Annotated in this window: 13 protein-coding genes; 8 read left to right on the top strand and 5 right to left on the bottom strand. The window is 35.4% G+C overall.

Features of this window, described 5'->3' with window-relative positions; all coding sequences use genetic code 11:
• Position 1 precedes the first annotated feature (1 nt).
• From lon to recJ, 6 genes are all read left to right on the top strand, one after another.
• Positions 2-2,455, top strand: coding sequence for an endopeptidase La (gene lon / locus ABWU73_RS02815; protein ID WP_264329549.1), 2,454 nt, complete (start codon positions 2-4; stop codon positions 2,453-2,455).
• A 283-nt stretch (positions 2,456-2,738) separates the two neighbouring features.
• Positions 2,739-4,034, top strand: a complete 1,296-nt coding sequence (locus tag ABWU73_RS02810; RefSeq protein WP_264329548.1) for a Na+/H+ antiporter NhaC family protein — start codon at positions 2,739-2,741, stop codon at positions 4,032-4,034.
• A gap of 34 nt (positions 4,035-4,068) precedes the next feature.
• On the top strand, positions 4,069-5,328 hold the full coding sequence (locus tag ABWU73_RS02805) for a cbb3-type cytochrome c oxidase subunit I (RefSeq protein ID WP_264329841.1): 1,260 nt from the start codon (positions 4,069-4,071) through the stop codon (positions 5,326-5,328).
• Positions 5,329-5,930: 602 nt separating this feature from the next.
• A complete protein-coding gene (locus ABWU73_RS02800; RefSeq protein WP_010962508.1) occupies positions 5,931-6,134 on the top strand; it encodes a hypothetical protein in 204 nt (67 codons plus the stop codon).
• Positions 6,131-6,364, top strand: coding sequence for a hypothetical protein (locus ABWU73_RS02795; RefSeq protein ID WP_010962507.1), 234 nt, complete (start codon positions 6,131-6,133; stop codon positions 6,362-6,364). Before ABWU73_RS02800 ends, ABWU73_RS02795 begins: the two co-directional genes overlap by 4 nt.
• Positions 6,365-6,424: 60 nt before the next feature.
• Positions 6,425-8,164: a single-stranded-DNA-specific exonuclease RecJ gene (recJ, locus tag ABWU73_RS02790; RefSeq protein WP_264329547.1), complete on the top strand. Its 1,740-nt coding sequence runs from the start codon at positions 6,425-6,427 to the stop codon at positions 8,162-8,164.
• A 224-nt stretch (positions 8,165-8,388) separates the two neighbouring features.
• Here recJ and ABWU73_RS02785 read toward each other — a convergent pair whose 3' ends face one another.
• The gene (locus tag ABWU73_RS02785) at positions 8,389-9,153 is read right to left on the bottom strand and encodes a hypothetical protein (RefSeq protein ID WP_341810291.1); all 765 of its coding nucleotides are present in this window, start codon (positions 9,151-9,153) and stop codon (positions 8,389-8,391) included.
• Between the two features lie 833 nt (positions 9,154-9,986).
• Positions 9,987-10,793, bottom strand: coding sequence for a YgfZ/GcvT domain-containing protein (locus ABWU73_RS02780; RefSeq protein WP_010962504.1), 807 nt, complete (start codon positions 10,791-10,793; stop codon positions 9,987-9,989).
• Positions 10,794-10,979: 186 nt separating this feature from the next.
• Here ABWU73_RS02780 and ABWU73_RS02775 point away from each other — a divergent pair, with 186 nt between their 5' ends.
• Both ABWU73_RS02775 and groL read left to right on the top strand, forming a co-directional pair.
• Complete coding sequence (locus ABWU73_RS02775; RefSeq protein WP_173862895.1) at positions 10,980-11,261, top strand: co-chaperone GroES; 282 nt, start codon at positions 10,980-10,982, stop codon at positions 11,259-11,261.
• Positions 11,262-11,361: 100 nt separating this feature from the next.
• A complete protein-coding gene (groL, locus tag ABWU73_RS02770) occupies positions 11,362-13,011 on the top strand; it encodes a chaperonin GroEL (RefSeq protein ID WP_010962503.1) in 1,650 nt (549 codons plus the stop codon).
• A gap of 223 nt (positions 13,012-13,234) precedes the next feature.
• On the opposite strand, the gene ABWU73_RS02765 is transcribed toward groL, so the two are convergent.
• The 3 genes from ABWU73_RS02765 to rnhA form a co-directional block, all read right to left on the bottom strand.
• Positions 13,235-13,357 (bottom strand): hypothetical protein, encoded by a 123-nt coding sequence (locus tag ABWU73_RS02765; protein WP_255703183.1) that lies wholly within the window; start codon positions 13,355-13,357, stop codon positions 13,235-13,237.
• Between the two features lie 216 nt (positions 13,358-13,573).
• The gene (locus tag ABWU73_RS02760) at positions 13,574-16,705 is read right to left on the bottom strand and encodes a DUF3971 domain-containing protein (RefSeq protein ID WP_264329546.1); all 3,132 of its coding nucleotides are present in this window, start codon (positions 16,703-16,705) and stop codon (positions 13,574-13,576) included.
• Positions 16,698-17,135, bottom strand: coding sequence for a ribonuclease HI (gene rnhA, locus ABWU73_RS02755; protein ID WP_151807582.1), 438 nt, complete (start codon positions 17,133-17,135; stop codon positions 16,698-16,700). The genes ABWU73_RS02760 and rnhA overlap by 8 nt, the downstream gene beginning before the upstream one ends.
• Between the last annotated feature and the right edge of the window lie 47 nt (positions 17,136-17,182).

Raw genomic sequence — 17,182 nt, 5'->3', positions numbered from 1 at the left:
TATGAACATTGAACGTGCTGTAAGCTCTAGTTTTACTGCATTGCCAGTATTACCTTTAAGAGATGTAGTAATTTTTCCAAATATAATGGTGCCTTTATTCATAGGCAGAGAAAAATCTGTTAATGCACTAGAGTATGCAATAAGTAGTAGTAATCACCAAAATGAGATTTTTCTTGTAGCACAGAAAGATGGCTCTGTTGATAATCCAGAGCCTGAAGATCTTTATGAAGTAGGTGTGTTAGCAAGCATTGTACAACCGTTAATAAAATTACCTGACAATGCAGTAAAAGTTATAATCCGGGGGATAAGAAGGGGAAGAGTTGTAGAATATATTAGCTCTCATACTTTATTACAAGCCAGGGTAGAGTTAGACAATTATTATAAAGAAGATGAAGACAATATTGATTTAGAAGCTTTAAGGCGGTCTGTTGTAGACGCGTTCGATAGCTGGTGTAAGCTAAACAAGAAAAATCAACCCGAGGTTGCCATTAACTCCATTGATCAAATCAAAGAAGTTGATCAACTTGTAGACACGGTAGCTTCACATTTAAATATAAAAGTATCAGATAAACAAAGTATACTTGAGGCTTATGACCCAGAAGAGCGTTTAAAAAAAGCTTTTGCTTTTATTGAGAGAGAAATGAGTATTTTGAACGCACAAAACCGTTTATATAAGACAATTAAATCGCAAGTTGAAAGCACTCAGAAAGTTTACTACCTTAACGAGCAATTGAAAGCTATACAGAAAGAATTAGGCGAATTTGAGAATGGTGATGAAGGGAATATACTCAATGAATTTGAAAAAAAGATAAATGAAACAAAGCTTTCTCAGGAAGCAAGAGAGAAAGCTATAACTGATTTGAAGAGATACAAGAAAATGAATCCCATTTCTCCTGAAGCTACAGTTATATCTAGTTACTTGCATTGGTTGCTTGAGTTGCCATGGGGAAAGTACAAAGATGCAAAAATTAACTTAAATGCAGCTAAGAAAATCTTAGATGAAAATCATTATGGCATAGAGAAAGTAAAAGATAGAATAATAGAATTTTTAGCGGTATTAAAAAGAGTAAAAGAGATAAAAGGTCCTATACTTTGCTTAGTTGGACCGCCAGGTGTTGGTAAAACTTCTTTAGCTAAGTCTATGGCAAGAGCAGTAGGAAGAGATTTTGTTCGCATAGCTCTTGGTGGTGTGCGTGATGAGTCTGAGATACGAGGGCATAGGAAAACTTATATTGGCTCAATGCCTGGTAAAATCATTCAACACATGAAAAAAGCTAATTCATGCAACCCGCTTTTTCTGCTTGATGAAATAGATAAGATGGGTTCTGATTCGCGTGGCGATCCTGCGTCTGCATTACTTGAGGTTTTAGATACTGAGCACAATAAACACTTTACGGATCATTACTTGGAAGTTGAGTTTGATCTTTCAAGTGTAATGTTTGTAGCTACGGCAAACAGCTTAAATTTACCACATCCTTTGCGTGATAGGATGGAAATTATACAATTGTCCGGGTATACTGAAGATGAAAAAATCAGTATTGCTACACACCACCTTATTCCGAAGTTAAAGAAGGAGCATGGTTTGTATCAGAAGGAATGGGACATAACTAATGAGGCGTTATACGAGTTGATACGTTTATATACACGTGAAAGTGGTGTGCGGAGTATGGAAAGGGAGCTTGCAAAGCTCATGAGAAAGGCAGTTAAAGAAATATTGACTGATAAAAATAAGAAAATATCCGTAGGGGTTGACAATTTACAAGATTATTTAGGGGTACGTAAATATACCTTTGGCATTGCGGAAAATGAGAGTTTAGTAGGAATAGTAACTGGGCTCGCCTATACTGAAACAGGTGGTGATATTTTGATGATAGAATCAGTCCTAATTCCGGGCAAGGGAGAAATAAAATACACAGGAAAGCTTGGAGAGGTTATGCAAGAATCTATAAAAGCTGCGTATAGTTATATTCGATCAAATTGTTTGTTTTTTGGTATAAAGCCCGAAAAATTCCAAAATAATGATATACATTTGCATGTACCTGAGGGTGCTGTACCAAAAGATGGCCCTTCTGCTGGCGGCGCGGTATGTACGTCTATTGTTTCTCTTATGACGAATATACCAGTTAACAAAAATGTTGCTATGACAGGCGAAGTGACATTGCGTGGTAGAGTTTTAGCTATTGGGGGCTTAAGAGAAAAATTGCTTGCAGCGCTCAGAGGATCAATCAAAACTGTGATTATACCAAGTGAAAATGAGAAAGATATGCAAGAGATTCCGGCAAGCATCAAAGAGGGGATCAACGTAGTTTTTGCTAAGAATATTGATGAAGTTATGAAAGTTGCTTTAATGCACCCTACTACTCCAATTGATGGTGATGATAATCAAAATAGTGTGCCTTCCTCTATAGAAAGTAAAGATGATACTTTTCCTATGTCGGAAACATTGAAGCATTAGATTAAAAAAATATTATCAATCTCCATTTCTCTTTTATCCGGCAAGAATCTACCAGCTTGTGCATTCCATAAGGATATGACTTGCTTTGTTGTTATGTCATTCATATTTTTTACTTATTCTATCTCCCAGTTTAATTCAAGTAGATGATATATTATAATAGTCCTTTTCATGGAAACCTTTTCTGGTAGATTGCTTTCTAGAAAAACATTGGTCAAGGTGCCAACTGTGGTTTATAATAATATAAATTATATCATAGTTGATTTGCGTTTATCAGAGCTGAGGTATGTTTTATTTTACAAATTTTTTGCCTATTTTACTGTTCCTATTTCTTTTTGTAGGAAGCGGCATATATTTTACTGTTCTTGGCGTGTCAAATGCTTTTTATCAGTTATCTCCACTAGTAGCCATTGTTCCTGCCATAGCTCTGGGTTGGGTTTTATACAAGGGCAATACTGAAGAAAAAATGTATGCCTTTCTAGATGGGGTAAGAGATCGTAATATTATCACTATGTGCATCATTTTTTTACTTGCAGGTGCATTCAGTGAAGTAACTAAAGCAATCGGTAGTGCTGATGCCACAGTTAATTTGGCTCTTTCATTTATACCAACACAATTTTTACTCATAGGATTATTTTTTGTAGCAGCTTTCATCTCCACTGCTATTGGTACATCAATGGGCACCATTGCAACAATTGCTCCTATTGCAGTTGAACTGACACAAGCTGGGATTTCTCCTTCCTTAGGAGTGGCAACCGTTGTAGGAGGAGCAATGTTTGGCGACAATTTATCTATTATCTCTGATACTACAATTGCATCTGTGATGTCTCAAAAGGCTGATATAAAGAAAAAATTAAAACTGAATGCAAAAGTGGCACTAATTGCTTCTATATTCACAATAATTATATTATTTTATAGCTCAAGCAATAGTGCTGCTATTTCAGTTAAGGAGTATTCTTTATTGCTTGTGGCTCCTTACATCATACTTATATTGCTTGCAAACTTTGGAATCAATGTATTTACGGCATTGGTTTTAAGCATAACTTTTGCTGGAATTATTGGATTTATAAATAACAACAATCATGGTTTATTGTTTTTAAGCCAAAACATCACCAAAGGGTTTATGAGTATGCATGAAATTATGCTACTGTCATTGATGGTTGGCGGACTTTCAGGACTAGTAGGTAAAAATTCTAAGGAGCTTGCAGATAAACTTTCATCTTGGGTTATGATACAACGTGGTGGACAAAAAACTGCGCAATTATTTATTGCAAAAATAGTCAGCATATTTGATATTTTACTTGCAAATAACACCATCGCTATAATTTTTAGTGGTGAAATTGCTAGAGATATTGCTAAGAAATATGAAATACCGCCTCACTATAGTGCAGCATGGCTAGGCATATTTTCTTGTGTATTTCAAGGATTAATACCGTATGGCGCTCAATTGCTTTTGGCTAGCACTATTGCTGGAGTTTCACCTTTGGCAGTCGTGCCACACGTATACTATTGCTATGTTTTAGGTATTATTGCAGTGTTATATATTGTATTGAACAAAATTGAGAAAAAAGATTGTGCTTAATATACAAGACAACGCTCCGCTCTGTAGAAAATGGATGTTCTTGGCAGTATGTGCTCTTGCTTGCTCTGGGTTACTGTCAATAATTGTTATTTTTCTACGATTGCCTTTTATCTCCTCTCTTGTTCCTTCTGCACAATATATTTTTGATAATGCGCTGGTAATACACGTGAACTTGTCAATTTTAGTGTGGATGTGCTCTATAATATCTCTGCTCTTTATCATAAACCTACAAAATACCAATAGTTGGTTTAACTTTTCATGGGTTCTATCAACCCTTTCGATGCTGCTCATGTTTATATCCGCATTCGTTCCAAACACTGAAGTTATCAAAAGTAACTATATTCCCGTATTACAAAACAAATTATTTTTACTTGGACTCAGTTTATTTATTGCCAGTATATTAGTAAATACAATGCTAGCATACACATCAAAAAAAGAGGTTTCATTTCTCTCTGTTGGGCAAATTGGGCTAGTTATTATACTTGTATCGTCATTTCTTTGCTTTGTTTTAGCATATAATAATATGCCTCCAGGTCTATATCACTCAGATAATAATTTATTTTACGAATATCTCTTTTGGGGAGGCGGACATTTATTGCAGTTTGCTTTTACTCAAGGAATGTTTTTAGTGTATTTAATAATGCTGAGTTCTGGTGATGTTAGTTTAGCTTCAAACAGTAAAATTACTATTTTACCACTATTTATAAACACGATTTTAGCTGTAGGCGCACCGTTTGTATATTTTGTTTATCCAGTTGATAGTGCCAAGTTAATACAGTTTTTTACTTGGCATATGAGAATTGCTGGAGCAGTTTTGCCGTGCTTTTTGATAATATTAGTGTGCTGCAACATCAGAACTTTTATTAATGATAAAAGCAACTATTTATTACATTCATTTTTGTTGTTCACTTATGGAGATGTGCTCGGAGTGTTGACTATTGAAGGGAATGTCACGATTCCTGCTCATTATCACGGTTCTGTAGTTGGGATCACTATAGCTTTTATGAATTTCATTTATTGGCTGTTACCCAAATTAAACTTTAAAGAGGTAAAAAACTCCATGGTAAGATTACAGATTTATGCCTACAGTGTAGGGCATTTTCTCCATATTACTGGCCTTGTGTGGCTTGGTGGATATGGTGCTTTAAGGAAGGTTGCAGATCTGCCAAGCATTTCGTCAATGTTAGCACGCACGTGCTTCATTATAGGTGGCGCTATATCAGTTGTTGGTGGAATGTTGTTCGTAATAATTGTGCTTTTACATCTGTTAAAAGGCAAAGCGCGTACCAACTGACTCATAGAAACGAAAAAACTTCCTTGACAAACTCCGCCAGCCCCCTTATCATGAAACTGAAGCTATTTATTTATCTTCTCTGTACAGATTAAATGACAAAAAAACTCACGTATCTGGCGTTCCATGTTTAATTTTTTGCACTATGTGCACCTTATGTCTTTATAAAATTTCTAGGTTTTTACCTAATATAAGCTGAAATGCGCTTATAAAGCATTTAAAACATCAAAAAACGCCGATTTAAAAAATGGATAGTGAATAACTAGCTACCCTAGGGTTTCTTTTGCCTTTTTTTCTGTTTAGTAAATTTCTTAATGTTTATAATTTAGATTAGTTGCGGCTTAAAAGCAACTAAATCGCGGTTATTAAGCGTTTAGAATAAAAAAACGCCATACTTGAAAGTATAATGTAAGTAATTAGCCAACCACGGGGCTTCTTTTGCCTTTTTTTTCATTTGGTAAATTTCTTAATATTTATGGCTAAACGACAATCGTCATCCCGCTACTTGTTAGCGGGATCTAGAGATACCGCGGCGGTATGACGTAGGACTGCTGTCATCCCAGTGCTCCTTTTTTTGTCATCCGAGTAGCTGACACTGTCCTCCTTTGTCATCCCAGTGCCCAGACACTGGGATCCAGCATTTCACGCAATCCCATCAAGAACGTTGTATTTTACATAACACTTTTATGCTTACCAACTTAATAAAATTCCTGGATCCCAGTGTCAGCTACTCGGATGACAAAAAAAGGAGCACTGGGATGACAGGAGAGGGAGGCTACTTAGATGACATCATAGGGGCACTGGGATGACACCATTCTTTTTCCTGGATCCAAATAGTCAAGGCACTGGAATGACAAAAAAAGGAGGCACTGGAACGACAAAGTGGAGTGTCTGCTTCTGTCATCCTATGATAGCTAAAAAGACCTGGTCACGCGCTGGAATGACACCGAAGGGGCTACTGCCCTCTTGGATGGAGACCAGTGTCAGCTACTTAGATGATACCTTTTTTCTACTTAGTTTAGGTTATGCAGAAGTCTAATACAATTATAGAACAAGCTTAAAAATTCTGGTAAAGTAGTTTGATTTACAAAGAAAGAATATGCTACTTGAAATTGAAAAGCGCAGCATAACAAATGCATTGTGGAAGTTGCAAGAAGCAGATCAAAGGCAAATCTTAACTCTTACACAGAGATTTGAGTTACCAGAAATATTAGCAAGAATATTGGTTACTCGTGGTGTTAACATAGAAAATGCAAGCGACTTCTTATATCCACTAATCAGATCGCTATTACCAGATCCCTTTCACCTTCTTGATATGGATAAAGCTGTTTCTCGTATAATACGGGCAATAAAAAATGATGAAAACCTTGCAATATTTGGTGACTATGATGTTGATGGTGCAACGTCGTCAGCATTGATTAACAGGTACCTGAGAGCAATCGATATACACTCTATAATCTACATTCCAGATCGTGTTGATGAGGGCTATGGATTAAACACAGATGCTTTATTGCAACTTAAAAAGAATGGAATTGATTTATGTATTTCCGTTGATTGTGGTACGCTTGCATATCAACCAATAGAAGATGCAAAGGCTTTTGGTCTTGATATTATAGTTGTTGACCATCACCTTGGTACGGAAAAATTACCAAGCGCCGTAGCAGTTGTGAATCCAAACCGCCTTGATGAGAGCTCTCCTTATAATAACCTAGCAGCAGTTGGAGTGTCATTTCTGCTAATTGTTGCTCTTAATAAAAGCCTACGTGAGCAAGGATTTTTTACCAACAAAAAAGAACCAGATTTATTTGATCTGTTGGATTTGGTTGCCCTGGGAACTGTCTGTGATGTTATGCAGATCACAGGCCTCAATAGAGCACTTGTCTCACAAGGATTAAAAGTTATGTCAACAAGAAAAAACGTTGGCTTGCGTGTTTTATTTGATGCTTTGGGAATCCTTGAAAAACCAAGTGTTTCTCGATTAGGGTTTAGTATTGGGCCATGCATAAATGCTGGAGGAAGAATTGGAGAAGCATCGCTTGGTGCAAGGTTGCTTTCCACCGATGATGATGAAGAGGCACATTCAATCGCGCTAAAATTAATAGATTTGAATAATGCAAGAAAAGTGTTAGAAAATGAGGCTCTCTTGGAAGCTACAGCACAAGCGGAAAAGTCTGCCCAATCAGGTGCGAATTTTATAATGATAAGTGGCAATTGGCACCAGGGAATAATTGGTATAATTGCATCAAGGCTAAAGGAGCAGTTTCACTTGCCAACAGCAGTGATATCTTTAAATAATGGAATAGGAAAAGCAAGCTGTAGATCAATTTTGGGAGTTGATATCGGTGCTGCAGTCCTTTCCGCAAAGTTTATAAATTTGATTATTGAAGGTGGTGGCCATAGTATGGCGGCAGGATTTTCAATTAAAGAAGACAAAATAAATGATTTGCATGATTTTTTTACTGAAAGATTTTCAAACTCTATAAATGAGAAAACTTTAAAAGCTGATAGTATAGTAACTGCTAAAGCAATAAATTTGTCTTTATGGAATCAATTGCAACGCTTGGGACCATTTGGAGTTGGAAATCCTGAACCAAGGTTTATTATCCAAGGAGCAAAGATAAGAAAGCCTGAAGTTATAGGAGTTGACCATATAAAATGTTTTATTGCTGATGATAATGTTATGGTAAGAGCTATTGCATTTCGTTCTGCAAATACTCATCTTGGCTCTGCTATCATGCAGGGTAATGTTAAAGCTATTTTGGGTAAAATCTCTATGAATTACTGGAATGGCAATGAATTTGTACAATTTTTAATAGAAGATGTATTGACCATTAGTTGAGTGTATCTGTTCAGCAGAGTGGCAAAATAGGTAGACAAGATAAACCAAAAAATCGAGAAAAAGTGAGTTTACAACAACTGGTGTCATGAAATTATCTGACACTGATTTCCATCCAAGAGGGTGTCATCCATAAGTGTTGAAAGTATCAAAAATAACGTGATATGAGATGATCAACGGCATGTAAATTACCTCCCGACAGTAAAACAATCGAACGTATAAAAGAGTCATTTAGATCCAATGTGAATTATTATATCTTCTAAAATCTCTGATCCATCCGATTTTTGTTCTCTTATAACTTTGTTCCTGCTTATAACATCATGTTTTCTTCCTACTTTAACTCTTGTGATAAATTTGTACTCCTTTTCATCAAATTCGGCAAAAGTTCCAACTTTTCTGATTCCTCTATCAAATAATAAAATATCCTCTTTTTCAACTTTAGCTTCATTAATTGCTCTCACTAATGCTATATCTTCACTACTTTCTTCTTGTCCTTTACAAAATCTTATACTTGTCGGCAATTGATCCTTTAATCCTACACTCACTTTAACTTGACTGTCGTTACTTTTACCGCCTATTTTTAGCCCATCTTTTATGAGATATCCCGATAAATTTATGATCGTCGAATCAAACTTATGTAAGTTATTTGATGTTTTTTGGGGTAATAGCTTTTTAATCTTGCTCATCAAATCAATGTATACTCCCTTAAAATATTCTGGATTTATAACTTTTAACCTTTTTGACAAACCACTGTATGTTACTGTACTTTTATCGCTATTCTTATCCATTATACACCTGTTTATTACCATTTCTAGCACTCTTAGGCTTGTTTTTTGCCCCATTAATATTAACTTCATTAGACCTTTAAATATAATCTTGCCCAACAATTTAGTATTACATTTATCTACTTCACTTAATTTTCCTAGCCTTTCTAAATCCTCATCTTTTATTAAATTTAGTACTCTTTCTATTTGATCCATTATTGCCTCCATTTTCTTGCAATAATAGTTCTTTATGTCTTTTTTGTGTTACTTTCAACACTTATGGGGTGTCATCCCAGTGCTCCTATAATGTCATCCCAGTGCGTGACACTGGGATGACACCCTACTTAACCGTCATACCGCGATTCATTCGCGGTATCTCTTAGCCGCTAACAAGTAGCGGGATGACGAGCTTATCGTCATGCCACTGCGAACCGTCATACCGCCGCGAACCGTCATACCGCGATTCATTCGCGGTATCTCTAGATCCCGCTAACAAGCAGTGGGATGACGAGCTTATCGTCACGCCGCCACGAACCGTCATACCGCCGCGGCGCTAACAAGAGATCCCGCTAACAAGCAGCGGGATGACGGTTGTCGTTTAGCCATAAACATTAAAAAATTTACCAAATGAAAAAAAAGGCAAAAGAAACCCTAGTCATTGTCTATTTTCAGTATTGGCGTTTTTAAGTCTTAAACACTGCAATTTAGCTGCTTTTGAATGCAACTAACCTACGCTGCAAATGTTTAAGAAATTTACTAAGCAGAAAAAAAGGCAAAAGAAACCCCGTGTTAGCTAGTTGTCACTCTCTAATCCTGCAAATTGGCGTACTATACTGTCTTAAACGACTTATAAGCGCGTTTCAGCTTATATAGGTAAAAACCCAGAAATGTTGTGAAGACATAAGGTGCACATAGTGCAAAAAATTAAAAATAAGACGCCAACTACGTTGTTTTCTTGCTGTTTAATCTGCACAGATGAAGATAACTGAATACCTTCAATACCATGATAAGGGGGCTGGCGGAGTTTGTCAAGCAAGTTTTTCGTTTCTATATGGGCTACCTTAAGACTTCAACGTCTTAACGCACTTGACCCCACCAGCATATAAATTTGCATGGCTCTTTCCAGTATTAAGCAATGCAAATCCAATGTTGTCTACACTAGAGCGCAGTTCCCCTATTTCCTCATTGTTTTCATTTGTCACTTTAGTGCCAATATCTGGAAGTGCGTTATCCCCCTCAACAAGGTAAAGTTTTCTTCTGAATATTTCTTGTCTGCTCATTCGATTTACAACTTCCTGACCTATATAACACCCCTTATTAAAGCTTATACCGTTTACTTTATCGATTAAAAATTGCAGCGGAAACGATGAATTCTGCACCATATCTTTCGCTCCATCTGGAACGAGATTTTGAATTCTGACTTTTTCATACTGAGTAAAATCCCCAACCGGCTCTTTCATTTCATCTTTATGTATGATCCTCATTCCTAGCAGCTTGTGCCTTGGATCTTGAAAAATAACTTGTGACTTACTACTACACTCCGCCAACTTAGTATTAAACAAAACCCCAACCTTATATAGTGCACTAACGTCTTTAATCTTTACCCTCAAATAAGTTTTAAGTAAATCTAGTTTCTCGATTATTTGCTGCAAGTGCATGTTTTCGCACTCCAAGAGGGTGTATTTACCATATTCAATAAGAAAAAAATCATATAGATATTTTCCCTGAGGGCTAAGCAATAAAGAGTAAATGGCTTTTTGGCTATCCAACTTATTAATATCATTGGTTATAATACCCTGCAGAAAATCTCTAGTGTCAGGCCCATATAGCACTATCACACCACGACTTAAAAATGGTATATAACTCATGAAATCTCTATAAATAAATCTAAATTTTATTATATAACATTAGGCTCTTTTAGAAACTGCTTTTGGCGTGCATATTTTATAATGGCGTGCATATTTTACAAGCTCCAGCCCTTGAAATCTAACTTACGAGTATATATATATAAACTTATAAGTTAATTTGTTGATGAGGAAAAACAAATGTCAAGTATAAGTTTAAATGTATTAGATGATAGCGTGCTGATCAAGCCTATTAGCGAAGAAAAGCAAGGTGGAATTGTGCTTCCATCAAGTGCTGAAAAGAAACCTACTAAAGGTGAAGTTATAGCAATTGGTGAAGGTTCACGCAATTCAAGTGGCGAACGCGTAACTTTAACTGTGAAAGCTGGTGATAAAGTGTTCTATCGCCAATGGGCTGGTACAGAAATAGAACATAATAATGAGAAGCTTATCGTGATGAAAGAGTCCGATATACTTGCTGTCATTAAGTAGCAGTCTTTATTTTACTAAACTGAAACAAAGCGCAACATAGCGCATTGTAAATGATTTTATTATAGTTTTCTAAATTTTTTATTAACAAGAGGTGATAAAAATGACTAATGTAGTAGTATCAGGTGAGCAGTTGCAAGAAGCCTTTCGTGAAGTTGCAGCAATAGTGGATTCAACGGTAGCAATAACTGCAGGACCTAGAGGAAAAACAGTAGGGATTAATAAGCCCTATGGAGCACCAGAAATTACAAAAGATGGTTATAAGGTGATGAAGGGTATCAAGCCTGAAAAACCATTAAACGCTGCGATAGCAAGCATCTTTGCACAAAGTTGTTCTCAATGTAACGATAAAGTTGGTGATGGTACAACAACGTGCTCAATACTAACTAGCAACATGATAATGGAAGCTTCAAAATCAATTGCTGCTGGAAACGATCGTGTTGGTATTAAAAACGGAATACAGAAGGCAAAAGATGTAATATTAAAGGAAATTGCGTCAATGTCTCGTACAATTTCTCTAGAGAAAATAGACGAAGTGGCACAAGTTGCAATAATCTCTGCAAATGGTGATAAGGATATAGGTAACAGTATCGCTGATTCCGTGAAAAAAGTTGGAAAAGAGGGTGTAATAACTGTTGAAGAGAGTAAAGGTTCAAAAGAGTTAGAAGTTGAGCTGACTACTGGCATGCAATTTGATCGCGGTTATCTCTCTCCGTATTTTATTACAAATAATGAAAAAATGATCGTGGAGCTTGATAATCCTTATCTATTAATTACAGAGAAAAAATTAAATATTATTCAACCTTTACTTCCTATTCTTGAAGCTATTGTTAAATCTGGTAAACCTTTGGTTATTATTGCAGAGGATATCGAAGGTGAAGCATTAAGCACTTTAGTTATCAATAAATTGCGTGGTGGTTTAAAAGTTGCTGCAGTAAAAGCTCCAGGTTTTGGTGACAGAAGAAAGGAGATGCTCGAAGACATAGCAACTTTAACTGGTGCTAAGTACGTCATAAAAGATGAACTTGGAATCAAGATGGAAGATCTCACGCTTGATGATCTTGGTACGGCTAAAAATGTTAAAATTACTAAAGATAATACCACAGTTGTCAGCGAAAATAGCGATTCTGACAGTGTGAAAGCTAGAATCGAGCAGATTAAATCTCAAATTGAAACTTCAACTTCTGATTATGATAAAGAAAAGCTAAGAGAACGTTTAGCGAAATTATCAGGTGGCGTTGCTGTGCTCAAAGTTGGTGGAGCAACTGAAGTGGAAGTTAAAGAACGTAGAGATAGAGTCGAAGATGCGCTGCATGCAACAAGAGCTGCAATTGAAGAAGGTATAGTTCCAGGTGGTGGGGTTGCGCTTCTTTATGCTTCATCTGTTCTCGACAAATTAAAAGGTGCAAGTGACGAGGAACAAATAGGCATAAACATTATCAAGAAAGTTCTCAGTGCTCCAATTAGAAGGTTAGTCAAAAATGCTGGTCTTGAATCTGCTGTTATAATTGACTATTTGATTAAGCAGAATGATAAAGAGCTTATATACAACGTTGAGGCTATGAATTATGCTAATGCGTTTACAGCTGGTGTGATTGATCCAGCAAAAGTGGTGCGTATTGCTTTTGAAACAGCGGTATCTGTTGCGAGTGTGCTGATAACTACTGAATCTATGATAGTTGATGTACCAAGCAAAGAAAATGCTTCATCTCCTATGGGTGCAGGAGAAATGAGTGGCATGGGTGGATTCTAAGTAGAATGAAACCGTGGAGCAATTGCTCCACGGTAGTTCCAAAAAATCTCACATTTTACTATTCGTTAAAGGTAATACGTTTGGTGCAGAAATGCACTACTGTTTGCATCCGTTTCACTCCTTTATATTGTGGTTGTCTAATAACAAAAAGGCAGCATAAGAAAACTATAACCCCTAGTATATTTATACTATAGCTGACCCAAGCAACACGTCATACCGCGATTCATTCCACAACTGTACGAACATTACAATATGGCACATAGTAAACGATGTCATGAAAGTAGCTGACACTGGAATGACACCCTTTTGGATGGAAACCAGTGTCACGCACTGGCATGACACCCATTTGTTCCTATAGTTGTCTTTTCTCGTCTACCTTATTTTGCCACTCTGCTGAACAGATACAATTTACAACCACCACCCTACCCTTTTTAGTTGTTCAGCAAATATAGAGAGGTTAAAGGGAGTGGTATTACTTAAACAACTAAATAAAAAACCAGGTAGATCATTCTGAAATTCTTGCATTTTTGTCCATAATTTTGTTAAATAACTTCCCTTTTGGTCATATCGAACCAAATTTCTTTTTCACACCACCTTTTAAGCCACTTTCGTTAGTTTTTGTCATAATGCGATCAAACACTCCCAATAACCTCTTTAATAGGTTTGGAGTTAGCGAAGAGATAAGATCAACAGATACGTTATTGTTTTTGTCATCACCACTTGCTTTATAGTCTATTGAAACGATTCCCCTACTTTTCCCACCAGTAAGAAGTTTTCCAATTATAGGAATTTTTAACAAAGATTTATTAATTGAATATGCTGGTATTACTTGTCCTTCAACTTGGAATTTATAATTTCTAATGTCGAGCTTACCGCTAGTGCTAATGCCTAATTCCGCTCCTTCAAGCCAAGATTCTTCAATTTCAACAGAGCCGTCTTTGTATGAGAAAGGTGCATTGCATTTATAAAAGTATACACCTTCATTTTTTATAGCATTTACAATGCCAGGCAATGAAGACATCGACAATAAAGTAGTAAGTAGTGGAGCATCTTTGATGTAGAAATTGCTAATGGATAACGTACCATAATGTTCTCCACTTTCTCTCTGAGGAGAGAGATAAAAAGACAATTTGCCGTTTTTAATTGATTTACTAATGCCTAAGGAACGCAAAAGCATACCTGAATTATCCGCATATATTTCGAGCCCTATTCCACTGTATTCTGCTAGTATGTTGCTGCTATTTTCCAGAAACTGCCCTGTAAATTGACTTCCATTGCAATTACCTTTAGTACAGGTTACATTCAGCTTAGCATTTTTGATAACGATGCCTTCTTTCATAATTACATTGTCAACATTCATACTAATCTCTATATCTTTATTTAATCCATTACTGTTTTTGCCAAGCAAGCCTAAAATATCACTTAAGTTAATTTCCTCACCATAAATAGTTATGGCATTTTTCTCCTTACCTGATTCAATTTCTATACTAAAATCATTATCAGGCAATTTAAAGCTACTAGAATTTAAATATAAATTTCCATTTTCTACTCTTCCGCTGAATTTTATATCTAGGTCATTTCCTACAACATCTAATTTATCTACTAACAATTCACCTGCTCCTTTTAACCTTGTAGAAAACAAAATTTTATTGTGATCTTCAAAGCGATTTTTCCACCCTAAGTAGCTTGAATGTGATTCAAATTCTGATAAATCTATATCACCATTAACATGCCCCGTCTTATCTTGATTTATCACCGATTCTATATTTGTATTGACATAGCCACCTATATTTTCATCAAAATTAAGTATTTGAGCGGGTAAATCTCCGGTCAAATTCCAGGCGAAACTTTCATTCCTATTGCTACTTTTCAGGTCAAATAATAACTGTGTGTTATTCACCATACCACTACCATTTAAATCTATAAAGTCACTGCCAAAATTAAGCTTAATATCATATTTACCAAGACTTGCATTATAGATAGCCAAATTGTCAATTTCAGAATGAAAATTTGCTGAGAAGTCTACTTTTTTGTCATCAGCATTTAGATTAAAAATGCGAAAATTAAATACGGATTTTGCCATTCCACTTACTTTATCCCTTTCAACCTTCACCACATCATCCAGCTTAAATCTTATAGGCTCATATAAACCATACGCATCACTTACAGCTTTGCCATTAATGGTTAGAACTGAATCTTCCTTATTTAGAGATTTCATTTCAATATCACCACCATTAACAGTGAAATTCTGAAACTTAGCGCTATTTACAGTAATTTCAAGATCGTTATTCTTGATGATCAAATCACCCTTTAATTCCTTTACTTGCTCAAAATCTTCATCAAATTTTACGCTACCGTTTTCTATATCAGCAACAATTACAATGTCTGACAGATCGTCATCAACCAAATTGTTAATTTTGCCATTGAAACTTACAATGGTATTTAAAACATCCCCATCAATATTATCACAATACCAGCTTTTAAATTTACTATTTACTACACTATCTGGTATATAAGTACATAAATCCTTTGCAGCAAACTTACTAATATTAATTCTAAGCAAAGCATGACTTGTACCAAAGTTCATTTTGCCTATTAAAGAGAGATACGTGTCATTTAACTTAAAATGGAAGTTTTTTACACTAATAATTCCATTACTATATGTTAAATTTATATTTACATTAGTTAAGGCCAAATTTTTGTTCAAATAATTTTCTGTATTTAATACGTATATATTTCCATCTACAATTTCATCCTTTTTATTAATTTTCACTGAGAAGCTTCCTTTGAATCCTATATTTTTGTCCAAATTGTAGCTTTTAACTAATGTAGAAAACTTGCTCAATAGTCCCAATTTTAGATCATAAAATGTCCCGTACACATTTAGCAAATTGTTGCGATTTTTTATCGTAATTGATAAATCATCCAAAAATCCCTTTCCATCTTTTGTATTCACATGAATATCTAAAACATTAAAATCTTCCCCCTTCCCTATATATAATTTATCAATAAAAAATTCATCTTCTGTGCTTTTATCAATAGCGATGTTAGTAAATTCAATTTTTGAATCCGCATTTAAGTCAAAAAAAAATTCCCTTATTGTTTTTAATAGATTTTTTGCACTACTTTCTGTCATCTTGAAATTCTTCCCTGTCATCCCAGTATCTTTTTTTCCTGTCATCCCAGCACTCGTCCTTGTCATCCAAGTAGCTTGACTACTTGTTTCTTTTTTTCTAGATTCCAGCGTCACGCGCTGGAATGACACCGAAGGAAGGCGGTTACTACTTAAATAATGATTATCCAAAAGGTCTAATGAGTTTTGCGGATTAACATTAGTTTCTTCTCTCTTGATACATACATGCACATTATCAGCTGAAACCTGAGAGAGATTTGTGCTAGCTTTATATAAGGAACTTAACTTAAAATGTACAAAAAGCTCAGGAACTTTTATAGTAAAATTAGGGTTTGCTATTGCCAAATCCGTAATGACTAAATACGGATCTTTGCCATCTTTCTGCCAAACAACTGAGGTATTCTCCATATTAACGCTTGAGCCAACAAATATTTTTGATATTTTATGTTTAACATAAAAATCAATATAATTAATATTGATTTCTAAAGGCTTAAAAAAAATAAAGAAGCACAATATGAATAATAAAGCTACGGAAAATAATATAGTAATTTTTTTAAGCATCGATTATTGCTTTTCTTGCTAAACTATCAGCCTCCTCATTATACTTATCGCCACTGTGTGCTTTAACCCACTTCCAATCAATTTCGTGTTGTGAAGCAACGTTGTCTAGCTCTTTCCACAATTCCATATTTTTTACTGATTTTTTATTACTTGTTTTCCAGCCATTCATTTTCCACTTATTTATCCATTCTGTTATGCCATGCTTAACATAAAGACTATCCGTATATAAATTAATATTACAAGAAAATTTCAATACTTTCAGCCCATTGATCACCGCTGTTAACTCCATTTTATTGTTTGTGGTATTTTCTTCTCTACCATAAATGTCTTTTCTGTAATCTTGAAATAATATGATAGCTGCCCATCCTCCCGCTCCAGGATTACCAGAACACGCCCCATCCGTATATATTGTCACTTCTTTTTTACTCATCTTTGTTTATATCGGTTAACAAAGTATATAGTTGCTTTTATGAAAGC

The organism is Wolbachia endosymbiont (group A) of Andrena helvola, assembly GCF_964028415.1.
In the GTDB taxonomy this organism is placed as follows: domain Bacteria; phylum Pseudomonadota; class Alphaproteobacteria; order Rickettsiales; family Anaplasmataceae; genus Wolbachia; species Wolbachia pipientis.
The sequence above is the reverse complement of the archived record's forward strand: the minus strand, read 5'-3'. Positions and strand labels throughout refer to the sequence as shown.

Excerpts from the sequence above, each read along its gene's own strand:
- lon (WP_264329549.1), top strand. The coding sequence starts at position 2 with ATGAACATTGAACGTGCTGTAAGCTCTAGTTTTACTGCATTGCCAGTA.
- ABWU73_RS02810 (WP_264329548.1), top strand. The coding sequence starts at position 2,739 with ATGTTTTATTTTACAAATTTTTTGCCTATTTTACTGTTCCTATTTCTT.
- ABWU73_RS02805 (WP_264329841.1), top strand. The coding sequence starts at position 4,069 with ATGTTCTTGGCAGTATGTGCTCTTGCTTGCTCTGGGTTACTGTCAATA.
- ABWU73_RS02795 (WP_010962507.1), top strand. The coding sequence starts at position 6,131 with ATGACACCATTCTTTTTCCTGGATCCAAATAGTCAAGGCACTGGAATG.
- recJ (WP_264329547.1), top strand. The coding sequence starts at position 6,425 with ATGCTACTTGAAATTGAAAAGCGCAGCATAACAAATGCATTGTGGAAG.
- ABWU73_RS02785 (WP_341810291.1), bottom strand. The coding sequence starts at position 9,153 with ATGGAGGCAATAATGGATCAAATAGAAAGAGTACTAAATTTAATAAAA.
- ABWU73_RS02780 (WP_010962504.1), bottom strand. The coding sequence starts at position 10,793 with ATGAGTTATATACCATTTTTAAGTCGTGGTGTGATAGTGCTATATGGG.
- groL (WP_010962503.1), top strand. The coding sequence starts at position 11,362 with ATGACTAATGTAGTAGTATCAGGTGAGCAGTTGCAAGAAGCCTTTCGT.
- ABWU73_RS02765 (WP_255703183.1), bottom strand. The coding sequence starts at position 13,357 with ATGGGTGTCATGCCAGTGCGTGACACTGGTTTCCATCCAAAAGGGTGT.
- ABWU73_RS02760 (WP_264329546.1), bottom strand. The coding sequence starts at position 16,705 with ATGCTTAAAAAAATTACTATATTATTTTCCGTAGCTTTATTATTCATA.
- rnhA (WP_151807582.1), bottom strand. The coding sequence starts at position 17,135 with ATGAGTAAAAAAGAAGTGACAATATATACGGATGGGGCGTGTTCTGGT.